Below are 13,304 nucleotides of genomic sequence, written 5' to 3' on the forward strand. Positions count from 1 at the left end.
CGCGGCAAACCAGGAGACTTGACCATGATGCATCGTTCAGCATTCGCCGGACTGGCTGTCGCCGTCCTCGCGACCTCCGCCCAGGCTCAGGCGCCGGCCCACGCTCAAGCCCCCGACCCGGCGCATACGCAAGGCTCGGAACACGCCCCTGGCCATGCGCAATCCGCTGACGAGGCCCAGGTCCGAACCGTCGTCACCGCCTACAAGGACGCCATCGAGCGGATGGACGTGTCCCAGACCCCGGCCCTGTTCTGGAGCGACTCGGAGATCTTCGAGAACGGCGGCGTCGAGGGCTCGTTCGCCTACTATCTCGAGCACCATCTCGGGCCCGAGTTCGCCGACCTGGCGGGCTTCGACTTCCGCAACCACGAGATGAAGGTGGAGGTCGACGGCGACACCGCCTTCGTGAGCGAGACCTACACCTATCACATCACCTTCAAGGACAGCGCCCGGGCCCCCATCGAGCGCCGCGGCGCCGCCACGAGCGTCCTGCGCAAGCGGGGTGACGAGTGGAGGTTCGACGTCTATCACTCCTCGGCCCGGCCCTTCCGCCCCGCCGCCTGATCGCGGCGGCGACCGTCATCGGCGGCCTCCAGATATCGCTCGCCAGAGGGACCCATGAGATCGATGCCCACGCTTTCACGCCGTGCATTTCTGGCCGCGGGGGCCGGCTCCGTCGCCGTCGCAGCCTGCGCTCCGGGCGCCCGTTCATCGACCGAGCTCGCGGTCTACAAGACACCCACTTGCGCCTGTTGCACGGCTTGGGTGGACCATATGCGCGCCGCGGGCTTCCAGGCGCGGGTCAATGAACTTCCGAGCCTGCGCTCTATACGCAGCACCCAGGGCGTGCCCGAGGCGCTCGCCTCCTGCCACACGGCCATGATCGGCGGCTATGTCCTCGAGGGCCATGTGCCGGCCGAGGATGTCCGCAAGCTTCTGGCCGAACGTCCCGAGGCCGTGGGCCTCGCAGTGCCGGCGATGCCGCTGGGGTCTCCCGGCATGGAGACGCCAGACGGCCAACGTGAGCCCTATGAGACCCTGCTGATCCTCAAGGGCGGCGGCACGCGCGTCTTCGCGCGTCACGGCCAGGCGGCGCCATGAAGGTTCTCAGGCTCTCCACCCAGCTGCACAAATGGATCGCGCTCGTCGTCGGGCTCCAGGTTCTGTTCTGGGTGGGCGGCGGTCTGGTCATGACCGCCATCCCCATCGAGACGGTGCGCGGCGAACATCGCGCGGTCGAACTCATGCCGGATGCGCTGGAGCTCGGCGCGCTTCCGGCTCTCGGCGAGATCGCGCGCCGCGCGGGCGTCGCGCCCGTCCAGGCGGAGCTCCACACGACGCCGCGGGGGCCGGCCTGGACCCTGAAGCCCGCGGCGGGCGAGCCGGTCGTCGTGTCCGCCGCGACCGGCCGGCCGTTCGGGCCGATGTCGGCCGCCGAGGCCTCGGCCTTCGCCAAGGGCGCGTACAAGGGGGAGGCGCGGGTTTCCGGCGCGGTGCTTCTGGAGACGGCGCCCGAGGAAACGGGACGCACGGGACCGCTGTGGCGGGTGGACTTCGCGGACCGCGAAAAGACGTCCTTCTATCTGTCGCCGGACACCGGCGAGGTGATGACCCGCCGCTCGGGCGTCTGGCGGATCTTCGACTTCTTCTGGCGTCTCCACGTCATGGATTGGAATGACGGCGAGGACTTCAATCACCCCCTGATCATCATCACTACCGCCTTGACCCTGAGCATCGTGATTTCGGGCTTCATCCTGCTCTGGATACGGATCTCCCGCGACCTGAAAATGGTGCGTGCGGCTCCCAGGCGGGAGCCATGAGCCGGGCGACCAATCGACCACACGAAAACGCTCCGCCAAGAGACGACAGCGACCGGACTTCACAACCGCGTCTCGCTGCCCTGGCTACCGCCTGGCCGCCGTACATCCTGCGGCAGGAGGACGTAGCGGCCAACGGGGCCGAGATGTTCGCCACGACCTTCGGCGGTTTCGAGCGGCTGGCGCCGATCTATCGCAACGCCTTGATCGACACACGGCATTCGTGCGTGCCAATCGACTGGTATCTGCAGCCACACAGCTTCGCGGAGCGGAACGACCTGTTCTTGGAACACGCAGTCGCCCTGATGGCCGAGAGCGCGACGAGCGCGCTGGTGCAAGCGGGGCTGGGCCCCGAGCATATTGATTGCATCGTCACCGTCTGCTCGACAGGCATCGCCACACCATCGCTCGAAGCGCGGCTGATGCAGGTGATGCCTTTCCGACCCGACGTACGGCGGGTTCCCCTGTTCGGCCTGGGCTGCGCTGGCGGCGTCATGGGGCTGGCTCGGGCGGCCGAGATGGCCAGGGCCTACCCGGAGAGCCGCGTCCTTTTGCTCGTCGTCGAGCTGTGCGCCCTGACGTTCCGCTTTCAGGACCGGTCGAAGTCGAACCTGGTCGCCACCGCCTTGTTCGGCGACGGCGCGGCGGCTGCGGTCGTGTCGTGCCGCGACGACGCCGAGGGACGGGTGCTGGGCGCCAGCCATGAGCACACCTGGCCCGACAGCCTGGACGTCATGGGGTGGGACGTGGCCGACGACGGACTGAAGGTGGTGTTTAGCCGCGACATTCCGAGCCTGGTCCAGAACGACTTCAAGCCCATCGCCGAGGCCTTCCTGGCCGCCAACGGCCTGACCGCCGCCGACGTCGGCGGCTTCGTCTGCCACCCCGGCGGGGCCAAGGTCATCGAAGCGCTGGAGGGCATCTTCGCCCTGTCGCCGGGAGAGATGCGTCATACCCGCGAAATCTTGCGCGACCACGGCAACATGAGTTCCGCCACCGTGCTGTTCGTGCTGCGCGCGGCGCTGGATGCCAGGGAGCCGGGGCCATTGTTGCTGACCACGCTCGGCCCCGGCTTCACCACCGCCCTGATGCTGGTCCACCCAGAATGATGTGGCTCCCGATCGTCCTTGGGCTAGTCGTCTCCCAGCGGCTGGGCGAGCTGTGGCTGGCGCACGGGAACACCAAACGGCTGGTGGCCGAGGGGGCGGTCGAGATCGGGGCGGGCCACTACCCGCTGTTCGTCATCCTGCACGCCGCCTGGCTCTCGGCTCTGGCGATCTTGACGCCATGGACCGAGAGTCCGAACCCGTGGCTGCTGGCGATCTATGTCGTGCTGCAGTTCGGTCGGGTCTGGGTGATCGCGACCCTCGGCCGGTTCTGGACCACCCGCATCATCACCCTGGCCGGCGCCCCGCTCGTGCGGTCCGGCCCATTCCGCGTCATTCGTCATCCCAACTACTGGGTCGCATCTCTAGAGATCGCCATCCTGCCGCTGGTCTTCGGCCAGGTCTGGATCGCAGTGGTGTTCACCGCGCTGAACGCCATGCTGATCGCCTGGCGGGTGCGGCTGGAGGATCGCGCCCTGGCCGATCGGGCATAGGAGCTCGAACGACCTGGGTGCGAGACCGTCCGGGTCGACACGATCAGGTCACCCGGTGCGAAATCTCGGTCAGAGCCCTGAGACCGGTTCCGAAGCGGGCGATAGACGCCCGATGCCGTTCCAGTTCTCCGTAGGGCAGATAGCGCACATTGAGATCGGCGATCCGGCTGAAGGCCGGACGTTGCAACTGCGCCCTCACATCGTTTTCGCGGCTGTCGGGAGCGACCAGGAAGAGGCCGGCGGAGATGTTCAGTTCGCCTGACAGGGCGAGGTCCAGCATTCGCACAACACCGGAGTAGATCGTGGTGGAATGCTCGACCTCGAAGGCGGCCGCCACGCGGTCCGTGTCTCCCTCCAGCCAGAGTACGTCGATCAGCCGGATGGACTCGGCCCCTGGACCGTTCGCCAGCGACGGCGGTAGATGTTCGAGGCATCCCTCGCTCAGGCGTGCGCCCTCATGCTGGCGGCCGCGGTCATTGGACGCGATCCAGACCCTGTATCCCAGCGCGCGACCCAGATCACGGACCCACCCCTGGATCTCTGTGTGGGTCCGGTCCGTCTCGCGCTGCCGGAGCGCGGCCTTTTCGAATTTGACCGCTTCGGCGCGCGCTTCGGCCAAGCGCGCGTCCCAGCCGCTGGCGGACAGACTCTCGCCGTCCAGGGGCGGCGCCGGATAGCGGCCGGAGCCCACGTCGAACAGGAAGCCCGCGATCGCCCCGAGATCGTTGGACAAAAGATCGCTGTAGCGAGCGTTGAGGGCTAAAATTCCTTGCCGCATCGCAAGGTAGTGCTCCCAGCTCCCGAGCTTGACCTTTGATCCGGTGATCGCATTGTAGCCGTTGACGATCGCGGTATTGAACGGCGAAACGTGGGTGGGGTGAAGAAAATAGATCAGGTTGGCCACTGCGGGCCCGAGGCCCTTGATCCGGAGCTGGTCGATCGTGCGGATGCCCGTGAGAATTTCCGTTGCTGTCGAACAACAGCTGCAATGATGCAGGAGCCGGCCGAAAGCGCGTTGATTGGCCGCGTTTTCGTAGATGTCCGGGATGCGAAGCTTGGGTTTCCACAGGAAGGCATGATCCGCGCCCTTGAAGATCTGCCGTTGTTCGGCGACCGAATGAACGATCGTTTCCAGCGATGACCCGCGATAGGCCACGCCGAAGCGGCCGGCTTCGATCTCCTCGACGACCTGGCCGATGCCGCGTCGGATGGAGCGGAAATTCTTAAGACGCTCGTCCCACAGGAACCAGGTCTGGTAGGTCGCAGCCGGGTCGCGCCGCCACTGTTCAATAAGATCACGAACTCGATCTGACACGGCGCGCCCCCTCAATTCTTGAGCAGTCTAGGCGGGTCCAGGTCGCTGGGCCAACGGCCATTCGCAGCCGGTCCCAAGAGCGCGTGCGACGCACCTGGCTCCAGCGCGTTCGGCGCGCGCCAGCGGCTACATCGCCATTTCCATGGCCGAGACCGGAGCCAGGGTTCCCATGATGGACACCAGGGCCAGCAGCCCCAGGGCGAGGAGTGTCTCCATCACCAAGCTGCGTTTCAGCCGTGAAATGGCGGGGCCAAGATACTCGGGGTCGTCCAGGGCGCTGCCGAGGTCGGGCGTCAGATGAAAGCGGTTCGCGGCCGCCAGAACCAGCATGAGCGCGAAGAGCACGAGCTTGCCCGTCAACAGCAGACCGTAGGGGGTGCTCAGCAGGCCGGCGATACGATCTGGCCCGACCATGAACCAGCTGTTCACCAATCCGCTAAGAACCAGGACGGCGACCGATGCGGTTCCGACGCCGGCAAATCCGTGAAGCGCTCGATGAAGGATCCTATCGCCATCGACCGTTTCTGACCGCCGCCGCAACGTCAGGATCAGCAGGGCTGCGAGCGCACCGAGCCACACCGCCGCCGCCCAGCTGTGCAGGATCGCGGCCGTCAGATGGACATAGCGCCCCGCGCCTTCGGTGGCCGCGCCGTGTCCCGTCCAGGCGAAGCTGGCGCAGACGATGAGGCCGGCGACAGCGACGAATCTCCACAGGCCGCGGGACGGCTTGTCTTCGATGAGCGCAAGAAGCGCGAGTAATGCGGCCAGCGTCCGGACGAGAAAGGCGGGCCCAAGGCTCGTGCCCGTGATCATGAAGCCGAGCGTCGCCGGCTTGAGACCTTCAGTCAGCGAGCCCGCCATCACAGCGGTCTGGGCCGCGAGCGCGGCGGCGGAGCCCATGGCGACCACGGCCGCCGCGCTGACCAGCAAGGATCTCGTCCAGCCGAGGGCCACCGCGTCCGACCCGCGCAACCCGTAGAGGAGGAACAACGGCGTCCCGAGCAGGACGACCGCGCCGCCGTACTGCGCGAGCCGGAGCAGGATGACCAGAACGTCGAGCACGAGGGGTCAGCGTACCGTGAAGGCAATGACGCCGGTCATACGGTGGCCGTCTGCGGAGGCGGCGTGCCAATTAAGGCTGTAGGCGCCGGCCGCGAGCGGGCGCGCCGTCCGTCCCGTAACGGCCATGCCGTCATCGGAGACGGTGGTCGCGACCGGGAATTTGGCGCCGGCGGTGTTCACGACCTCGAGGCCCGAGAAAGCGGGAACGACGCGTTCGCTGAAGGTGACCGTCAGCGAACGCGGCGAGGCGATGCTCGCGCTCGCCGCCGGGTTGGAGGCGACGACGCGCGCGTGGGCGGCAGCCTGCGTCGCCCCCAACAGCAGGGCGCCGACGGCGCCGACGACGGAAAGGATTTTGCGAGTGGTCATAGGGAGGCTCCGGAATCAGAGGGGTTCAATGAGATATACGGGCACCGGGCTTTAATCCCTCGTTCGAGCTTCGGGCGGCCCCACGCTTATTCGGAGCACGGCGTTGGGCGCGCCCGACGCCGGCCCGGAGACCTGCGAGGTCGATCCTTGACACGGCGGGCTGACTGGCGTGGGATGAACGCCCATGTGGCACCTCGTCCGCACCCTTCTATTCGCCCTGGCGGTGGCCGGCTTCGTCGGCCAGGCGTCCGCGCACGCCACCCCGTTCCAGGTGTTCGAAGCGACGGGCGGCATGGCGGACATGGATTGCGCCGAGATGATGGTGATGGCGGAGGAGCCTTCGGGCGGGCCGATGAGCCCCTGCGAGGAAATGACGCCCGACTGCATCACCAAGATGGGCTGCGCCGCCGTCGCGGCGCCCATGCCGCCGGCGCCGACCGTTCAACGGCCTTCGGCTCCGCGGGGAATCCGGTTCGCGGCCGTCGATGTCGTGCGAGAGGGCGCAGGTCCGCTTCCACTCAAGAGTCCGCCGAAACGGCTGGCGTAGACCGCTTCCGCTGATCGAAGGCCGTGCCCGCCGTTGCGCGGGCGACCGCCGATCGATCCGAGCGCTTCGCCGATGTCCCGCCCTCAGGGCGGGACCCATGGTTTCGAGGAATTTCATGACCTATCGTTTGAAGCCGGCGGCGCGCGCGTTTGCGTGTCCGCCGCCCCGTGCCCGCCTGCCGCGCGTCGCGACACGACGAGCCGGGGCTTCGGCGCCGTCCCGGGAACCTGGGCTGAACGCAAGCTGGGCGATCCTTCCGGCTTCCATTCTGCTCCTGAGCGTCTGGACCGCGCCGGCCAAGGCCGACCCGCAGACGTTCGACGAGGCCCTGGCCCGCGCGGCGGCCGGAGCCCCCGGTCTGCGCGCCAGCGCCCTAGGGGTGGACGCCGCGCGGGTCGCGGCTCCGGCCGCCGGCCGGCTGCCGGATCCGCGCCTCACGTTCGGTCTCGACGGGTTTCCGGTGACCGGCCCGTTCGCGGGGCAATTCGACCAGGACGACTTCACCATGCTCAGGATCGGCGTCGAGCAGGACGTGCCGAGCCGCGCGCGCCGTCGCGCTGAGCGAGACATCGCCGAGGCGCAGATCGGCATCGCCGGCGCCGAGGAGTCCGTCGCGCGGCGGGAGGTCCAGATCGCAACGGGACTGGCCTGGATCGACCTCTTCTACGCCGAACGCCGCCTCGCGGCCCTGGATGACGTTCTGAAAACCCTTGAGCCGCTGTGGAACACCGCGCCCGCCGGAGTCGCATCGGGCGCCTATCGGTCGGCGAACGCCCTCGGTCCGGTCCAGCTCAAGGCTAATTTGGACGATCGCCGCAGCCGGCTCGTCGCCGACTTGGAGAAGGCCCGGTCTGAGCTGGCGCGCTGGACGGGCGATAACGATCCCGAAACGGCGGGCGCGCCGCCGCAAGACGATCTCGACCTGGCCGCCTTGCGGGACGGCATCGCCCGGCTGCCGGCCGTGCGCGTCTATGGCGCCGCGGCGCGGCGCGCCGACGCCGAGGTCGATCTGGCGCGCGCAGGACGTCGGCCGGACTGGTCGTTCGAGGCCAGCTATGGCCGCCGCGACGAGCGGTTCGGCGACTTGTTCTCCGTCGGCGCGAGCGTGCGGCTGCCGATCTTTCCGGGGCAGAGGCAGGATCCCGTCATCGCGGCGCGCGCCGCTGACGCGCTGCGGGTCACCGCCGAGCGTCAGGACGCCGAGCGTCTGTTGACTGCTTCGCTGAGGAGCGCCTTGGCCGAACACGCGACGGCCAAGGATCAATGGCTCCGGTCGCGCGACGTCGTTCTGCCCAACGTCCTTCAGCGTTCCGATCTCGAAACCGCGAGCTATGCGGCGGGCAGGGCGGGCATCGTTGAAGTTCTCGAAGCCTTCACCGCCGTGGCGAACGCCCGGCTCGACACGCTCGATCGCGAGGCCGCCGTGATGCGCCAGGTGGTCCAGATCAGTCTCACCTATGGGAACACCGACCGATGAACGCCCTTCGCAACAGACGCCTGGGCATCGCCATGGGCGCGCTTCTTCTGGTCGGGGTCGGCGTCGGGGCCGGCGTCGTCATCGCCCCGCGCCTGGACGGGGCCGCCGACGGGACCGCCGAGGGAGGAGGGGAGCGCGAGATCCTCTACTGGTACGATCCCATGGTTCCGAACGAACGATACCCGGGACCGGGGAAGTCGTCGATGAACATGGATACCATCCCCAAATATGCGGATGAGGGGGGAACCAACGCCACCCCGGGCGTCCGGATCGATCCGGCACTGAGCCAGAATCTGGGGGTCCGGTATGCCACAGCCCGCCGTGGCGTTCTCGAGGGCGATCTCAGCGCCACAGCGGTGGTCGAATACAACGAACGGGACATCGCCGTGGTCCAGTCGCGCGCGGACGGCTTCGTGCAGCGGGTCTACAACCGCGCGCCGGGCGACGTGATCGCCGCGGGCGCGCCCCTGGTCGATTTGCTCATCCCGTCCTGGGGAGGAGCCCAGACGGAATATCTGGCCGTGCGGCGCACCGGCAATACGCCCCTAGTCCAGGCGGCGCGGCAGCGACTAGTGCTGATGGGCATGTCCGAGAGCCTGATCACGTCGGTCGAGCGCAGCGGGCGGGCGCGGAACACCATCACCATCTCGACGCCCACCGGCGGCGTGATCAAGACGCTGGGCGTGCGCGCCGGCATGAGCGTCGCCCAGGGCATGACCCTGGCCGAGATCAACGGCCTGAGCACCGTCTGGATCAACGCCGCCATCCCGGAGGCCCTGGCGAGCCAGCTGAGGGTTGGGAAGTCTGTCGAGGTGGCCCTGGCCGCCTTCCCGGCCGAGCCGTTCACGGGCCGCCTGACCACCCTGTTGCCGGAACTCGTCGGCGACAGCCGCACGGTCACCGGACGGATCGAAATGGCCAATAGAGGGGGGCGTCTGCGCCCCGGCATGTTCGGTCGGGTCACCTTCGGCGGCGGTTCGACGTCGGATCTGATCGTGCCGACCGAGGCGGTGATCCGGACCGGAGAACGTGACATCGTCATGCTAGCCCTGCCGGAGGGCCGCTATCAACCGGCCCAGGTCCGGATCGGACGGGAAGCCGGGGGGCAGACCGAGATCCTCGCCGGTCTCAGGGAAGGGGAACGGATCGTCGCGTCGGGGCAGTTCCTGATCGATTCCGAAGCCAGCCTGTCAGGCGTCGCGGCGCGGCCGATCGGCGAGACTTCCGGGCCCGCGCGCGCCCCGGCGTCGCCGACGGTCGGCCGGCCTGCCGCCGCCGCCCAAACGGGCGAATCCATGGCCGCGCCCGCTCAGCGCGGGAGGTCTGGGCGATGATCGCCGCGATCATACGCGCCTCGGTCAAGGGACGCTTCCTCATCCTTGTAGCCGCCCTCGCCCTGCTCGCCGCCGGCCTCTTCGCTGTTCGCACCACGCCGGTCGACGCCCTGCCGGACCTGTCGGACGTGCAGGTCATCATCCGCACCAGCTATCCAGGGCAGGCCCCCCAGATCGTCGAGAACCAGGTCACCTATCCTTTGGCGACCACCATGCTGTCGGTGCCCGGCGCGCGAACGGTTCGGGGTTATTCCTTCTTCGGCGACAGCTTCGTCTATGTGCTGTTCGAGGATGGGACGGACCTCTACTGGGCGCGCTCGCGGGTCTTGGAATACCTTAGCCAAGTCCAGGCGCGGCTTCCCGCGACCGCCCAACCTGCGCTGGGTCCGGACGCCACCAGCGTGGGCTGGGTCTATGAATACGCCTTGGTGGACCGCACTGGCCGCACCGACCTGGCGCAGTTGCGAAGCCTGCAGGATTGGTTCCTCCGGTACGAGCTGAAGACCGTGCCGGGGGTCGCCGAGGTCGCAAGTCTCGGCGGCATGGTGCGTCAATACCAGGTCGTGCTCGACCCCGTCAGGCTCGCGTCCTACGGCGTCACCCATCAGGCGGTGGTGGAAGCGCTCCAGCGCGCCAACGGCGAGACGGGCGGCTCGGTGCTCCAGCTCGCCGAGGCCGAATACATGGTGCGCGCCAACGGCTATCTGACCGAGCTCGACGACTTCCGGGCCGTGCCGCTTCGCACGGGGGCTGGAGGGGTTCCGATCAGCCTCGGAGACGTCGCGACCATCCAGATCGGCCCGGAGATGCGGCGCGGCATAGCGGAGCTGAACGGCGAAGGCGAGGTCGCCGGCGGCGTCGTCATCCTGCGGTCCGGTGCAAACGCCCGCGCGACGATCGCGGCGGTCGCTGAAAAACTCCAGATACTCAAGGCCGGATTGCCGCCGGGCGTAGAGGTGGTGACGACCTACGATCGGTCGCTGCTCATCGACCGGGCGATCGACAATCTGAGCGGCAAGCTGATCGAGGAGTTCATTGTCGTCGCCCTCGTCTGCGGCCTGTTCCTCTGGCACGCCCGGTCGGCGCTAGTCGCCATCCTGACCCTGCCGCTGGGCGTGCTGGCGGCCTTCCTGATCATGAATCTTCAGGGCGTGAACGCCAACATCATGTCGCTGGGCGGCATCGCCATCGCCATCGGGGCCATGGTCGATGCGGCGGTGGTCATGATCGAGAACGCCCACAAGCATATCGAGCGATGGGAACACGACCACCCGGACCACAAGCTCGTCGGCGAGGACCGGTGGAAGGTCATCACCGAGGCGGCCGTGGAGGTCGGACCCGCCCTGTTCCTCAGCCTGTTGATCATCACCCTCTCGTTCATTCCAGTGTTCAGCCTACAGGCCCAGGAGGGCCGGCTGTTCGCGCCGCTGGCCTTCACCAAGAGCTATGCGATGGCGGCCGCGGCGATCCTGTCGATCACGCTCGTGCCGGTTCTGATGGGCTATCTGATCCGGGGAAGAATCCCGGCCGAACAGAGCAATCCGATCAACCGCTGGCTGACCCACATCTATCGGGGGCCGCTGGACTGGGTGCTACGGCATCCCAGGAAGACCTTGGTGGCCGCCTTGCTGGTATTCGCCACCACGGCCTGGCCCCTTAGCCAGCTCGGCGGCGAGTTTATGCCGGCGATGGACGAGGGCGACCTGCTTTATATGCCCTCGGCCCTGCCGGGCCTGTCCCCGGCCAAGGCCGCGGAACTGCTGCAGCAGACCGACAGGATGATCCGAACCGTGCCCGAAGTGGCGACCGTATTCGGCAAGGCGGGCCGGGCGGAGACGGCCACGGACCCGGCTCCGCTTGAGATGTTCGAGACCACCATTCAGTTCAAGCCTCGCGATGAATGGCGGCCCGGCATGACCCCGGAGAAACTGGTCGAGGAGCTTGATCGCGCGGTTCAGGTTCCCGGATTGTCCAACGTCTGGGTGCCTCCCATCCGCAATCGCATCGACATGCTGGCGACGGGCATCAAGAGCCCCGTCGGCGTCAAGGTGTCCGGCGCTGACCTGGCCGCGATGGACCGTATCGCGGCCCAGGTGGCCGAGGTCGCCAAGACCGTGCCGGGCGTGACCTCGGCGCTGGCCGAACGCCTGACCGGCGGGCGCTATGTCGACATCGACATCGACCGAGAGGCGGCGGGCCGCTACGGCCTGAACATCGCCGATATCCAGTCGATCGTTTCGGGGGCTGTGGGCGGGGAGACGATCGGTCAGACAGTGGAGGGGCTCGCCCGCTATCCGATCAGCGTCCGCTATCCCAGAGAACTGCGCGACAGCCCGGAGCAACTGCGCGCCCTGCCGGTTCTGACGCCGTCGGGTCAGCAGATCACCCTTGGCACGGTCACGGATATCCAGATCGCCGACGGCCCTCCGATGCTGAAATCCGAGAACGGCAGACTGACCACCTGGGTCTATGTCGACGTGCGCGGCCGCGATCTGGCGTCCGTCGTCGCCGATCTGCGTCAGGCCGTCGCCAGCGAGGTGGAACTCGCGCCGGGCGTCAGCATCGCCTACTCGGGCCAGTTCGAATATCTCGAACGGGCGGCCGAGCGGCTGAAGATCGTGGTTCCGGCCACGCTCGTGATCATCTTCATCCTGCTCTATCTGACCTTCGGTCGCTTCGACGAAGCACTGCTGATCATGGGCACCCTGCCGTTCGCCCTCACCGGCGGGTTCTGGCTGCTGTATCTGATGGGCTTCGACCAGTCGGTCGCGACCGGCGTGGGTTTCATCGCCCTGGCCGGCCTTTCGGCCGAGTTCGGCGTGGTGATGCTGATCTATCTCAAGCACGCTCTCAGAGACCGGGGGCCTGACCCGGACCGGGAACAGGTCGAAGAGGCCGTTCGCGACGGCGCGCTGCTGCGGGTTCGGCCCAAGGCGATGACGGTCGCGGTGATCCTGGGCGGTCTGTTCCCGATCCTGATCGGCCACGGCGCGGGGTCAGAAGTCATGACCCGGATCGCCGCCCCGGTTATCGGCGGCATGATCACGGCGCCTTTGCTCTCCATGCTCGTTATCCCCGCAGGCTTTCTTCTTCTAAGAGGCCGCAGGTTCCGTTCGACCCCAGTCCTTCGAGGAGACACACAATGAAGCGCCGCATAATCCTGCTGACCGGCCTTGCTGCTGTTATGGCCGCCTGCGGCCAGCAGGCGGAGCCCGAAACCCCGGCGATGCCGATGGCCGAGCCCAGATCACCGAGGGCAAGCATTGAGGCGGGTGGCGCATCGTCGTCCCCGGGCGCCGGCTCGCGAACGGCAGATGGTGCGGGCGTTATCACGGCCGTGGACCCGGCGGCGGCGACGATCACCATTAACCACGAACCAATCCGTTCGATCGGATGGCCCGCAATGACCATGAAGTTCAAGGCATCGCCGGCTGCATTGCAGGAGGCTACTGTCGGTGACCGCATTCAGTTCGATCTGACGGTTCGTGATGGAGCAGGAGAAGTGACGGCGATCTACCCCCATTGATCCTCGGAGGCATTGTCCGGCGATGAGGGGACGGACCAACGCAGTGCGTGGGACGATGGAGCTTTGTAAACCCGGATGCGGGCTGTGTGGCGATGCTCAGGTCGAAAGACGACACCTGTCCTGCCTACCCGCCGTCTCTAACGTCTTGCAAGGTTGAAGGAATGGAGTCTGTACCTTGGCGGTTTGTTGAGCTTAGAGACCGAGACTGGAGACCCGCTCGCCAAAGGCCATCACCGGGCCTTCTGGGGACGGTGCCG

13 protein-coding genes are annotated in these 13,304 nt (G+C 67.4%); 10 read left to right on the forward strand and 3 right to left on the reverse strand.

Going from position 1 to position 13,304, the window contains the following annotated elements:
• Positions 1-24 precede the first annotated feature (24 nt).
• From ACETK8_RS01140 to ACETK8_RS01160, 5 genes are all read left to right on the forward strand, one after another.
• Entirely contained in the window at positions 25-564 is a 540-nt protein-coding gene (locus ACETK8_RS01140) for a YybH family protein (RefSeq protein WP_316629557.1), read from the forward strand.
• Between the two features lie 210 nt (positions 565-774).
• Positions 775-1,101 (forward strand): DUF411 domain-containing protein, encoded by a 327-nt coding sequence (locus tag ACETK8_RS01145; protein WP_316629556.1) that lies wholly within the window; start codon positions 775-777, stop codon positions 1,099-1,101.
• A complete protein-coding gene (locus ACETK8_RS01150; protein ID WP_316629555.1) occupies positions 1,098-1,820 on the forward strand; it encodes a PepSY domain-containing protein in 723 nt (240 codons plus the stop codon). Before ACETK8_RS01145 ends, ACETK8_RS01150 begins: the two co-directional genes overlap by 4 nt.
• A gap of 143 nt (positions 1,821-1,963) precedes the next feature.
• Positions 1,964-2,926 (forward strand): type III polyketide synthase, encoded by a 963-nt coding sequence (locus ACETK8_RS01155; protein WP_316629554.1) that lies wholly within the window; start codon positions 1,964-1,966, stop codon positions 2,924-2,926.
• Entirely contained in the window at positions 2,923-3,417 is a 495-nt protein-coding gene (locus ACETK8_RS01160; protein WP_316629553.1) for an isoprenylcysteine carboxyl methyltransferase family protein, read from the forward strand. The genes ACETK8_RS01155 and ACETK8_RS01160 overlap by 4 nt, the downstream gene beginning before the upstream one ends.
• Before the next feature lie 43 nt (positions 3,418-3,460).
• Here ACETK8_RS01160 and ACETK8_RS01165 read toward each other — a convergent pair whose 3' ends face one another.
• The 3 genes from ACETK8_RS01165 to copC form a co-directional block, all read right to left on the reverse strand.
• Positions 3,461-4,732 (reverse strand): type II restriction endonuclease, encoded by a 1,272-nt coding sequence (locus tag ACETK8_RS01165; RefSeq protein ID WP_316629552.1) that lies wholly within the window; start codon positions 4,730-4,732, stop codon positions 3,461-3,463.
• A gap of 126 nt (positions 4,733-4,858) precedes the next feature.
• Entirely contained in the window at positions 4,859-5,794 is a 936-nt protein-coding gene (gene copD / locus ACETK8_RS01170; protein ID WP_372691459.1) for a copper homeostasis membrane protein CopD, read from the reverse strand.
• A gap of 6 nt (positions 5,795-5,800) precedes the next feature.
• Positions 5,801-6,163 (reverse strand): copper homeostasis periplasmic binding protein CopC, encoded by a 363-nt coding sequence (copC, locus tag ACETK8_RS01175; RefSeq protein WP_374037690.1) that lies wholly within the window; start codon positions 6,161-6,163, stop codon positions 5,801-5,803.
• 184 nt (positions 6,164-6,347) lie between these two features.
• Here copC and ACETK8_RS01180 point away from each other — a divergent pair, with 184 nt between their 5' ends.
• The 5 genes from ACETK8_RS01180 to ACETK8_RS01200 all read left to right on the forward strand — a co-directional run bounded on the left by ACETK8_RS01180 (position 6,348) and on the right by ACETK8_RS01200 (position 13,047).
• Positions 6,348-6,710 (forward strand): hypothetical protein, encoded by a 363-nt coding sequence (locus ACETK8_RS01180; RefSeq protein ID WP_316629549.1) that lies wholly within the window; start codon positions 6,348-6,350, stop codon positions 6,708-6,710.
• A 115-nt stretch (positions 6,711-6,825) separates the two neighbouring features.
• Positions 6,826-8,187: a TolC family protein gene (locus ACETK8_RS01185; protein WP_316629548.1), complete on the forward strand. Its 1,362-nt coding sequence runs from the start codon at positions 6,826-6,828 to the stop codon at positions 8,185-8,187.
• Complete coding sequence (locus ACETK8_RS01190) at positions 8,184-9,521, forward strand: efflux RND transporter periplasmic adaptor subunit (protein ID WP_316629547.1); 1,338 nt, start codon at positions 8,184-8,186, stop codon at positions 9,519-9,521. Before ACETK8_RS01185 ends, ACETK8_RS01190 begins: the two co-directional genes overlap by 4 nt.
• Entirely contained in the window at positions 9,518-12,667 is a 3,150-nt protein-coding gene (locus tag ACETK8_RS01195) for an efflux RND transporter permease subunit (RefSeq protein WP_374037691.1), read from the forward strand. Before ACETK8_RS01190 ends, ACETK8_RS01195 begins: the two co-directional genes overlap by 4 nt.
• On the forward strand, positions 12,664-13,047 hold the full coding sequence (locus ACETK8_RS01200) for a copper-binding protein (RefSeq protein WP_374037692.1): 384 nt from the start codon (positions 12,664-12,666) through the stop codon (positions 13,045-13,047). Before ACETK8_RS01195 ends, ACETK8_RS01200 begins: the two co-directional genes overlap by 4 nt.
• Positions 13,048-13,304: the final 257 nt, after the last annotated feature.

The organism is Brevundimonas staleyi (assembly GCF_041893865.1).
Taxonomy (GTDB): Bacteria; Pseudomonadota; Alphaproteobacteria; order Caulobacterales; family Caulobacteraceae; genus Brevundimonas; species Brevundimonas staleyi.

Excerpts from the sequence above, each read along its gene's own strand:
- ACETK8_RS01195 (WP_374037691.1), top strand. The coding sequence starts at position 9,518 with ATGATCGCCGCGATCATACGCGCCTCGGTCAAGGGACGCTTCCTCATC.
- ACETK8_RS01190 (WP_316629547.1), top strand. The coding sequence starts at position 8,184 with ATGAACGCCCTTCGCAACAGACGCCTGGGCATCGCCATGGGCGCGCTT.
- ACETK8_RS01150 (WP_316629555.1), top strand. The coding sequence starts at position 1,098 with ATGAAGGTTCTCAGGCTCTCCACCCAGCTGCACAAATGGATCGCGCTC.
- ACETK8_RS01145 (WP_316629556.1), top strand. The coding sequence starts at position 775 with ATGCGCGCCGCGGGCTTCCAGGCGCGGGTCAATGAACTTCCGAGCCTG.
- ACETK8_RS01185 (WP_316629548.1), top strand. The coding sequence starts at position 6,826 with ATGACCTATCGTTTGAAGCCGGCGGCGCGCGCGTTTGCGTGTCCGCCG.
- ACETK8_RS01155 (WP_316629554.1), top strand. The coding sequence starts at position 1,964 with ATGTTCGCCACGACCTTCGGCGGTTTCGAGCGGCTGGCGCCGATCTAT.
- copC (WP_374037690.1), bottom strand. The coding sequence starts at position 6,163 with ATGACCACTCGCAAAATCCTTTCCGTCGTCGGCGCCGTCGGCGCCCTG.
- ACETK8_RS01140 (WP_316629557.1), top strand. The coding sequence starts at position 25 with ATGATGCATCGTTCAGCATTCGCCGGACTGGCTGTCGCCGTCCTCGCG.
- ACETK8_RS01200 (WP_374037692.1), top strand. The coding sequence starts at position 12,664 with ATGAAGCGCCGCATAATCCTGCTGACCGGCCTTGCTGCTGTTATGGCC.
- ACETK8_RS01180 (WP_316629549.1), top strand. The coding sequence starts at position 6,348 with ATGTGGCACCTCGTCCGCACCCTTCTATTCGCCCTGGCGGTGGCCGGC.
- ACETK8_RS01160 (WP_316629553.1), top strand. The coding sequence starts at position 2,923 with ATGATGTGGCTCCCGATCGTCCTTGGGCTAGTCGTCTCCCAGCGGCTG.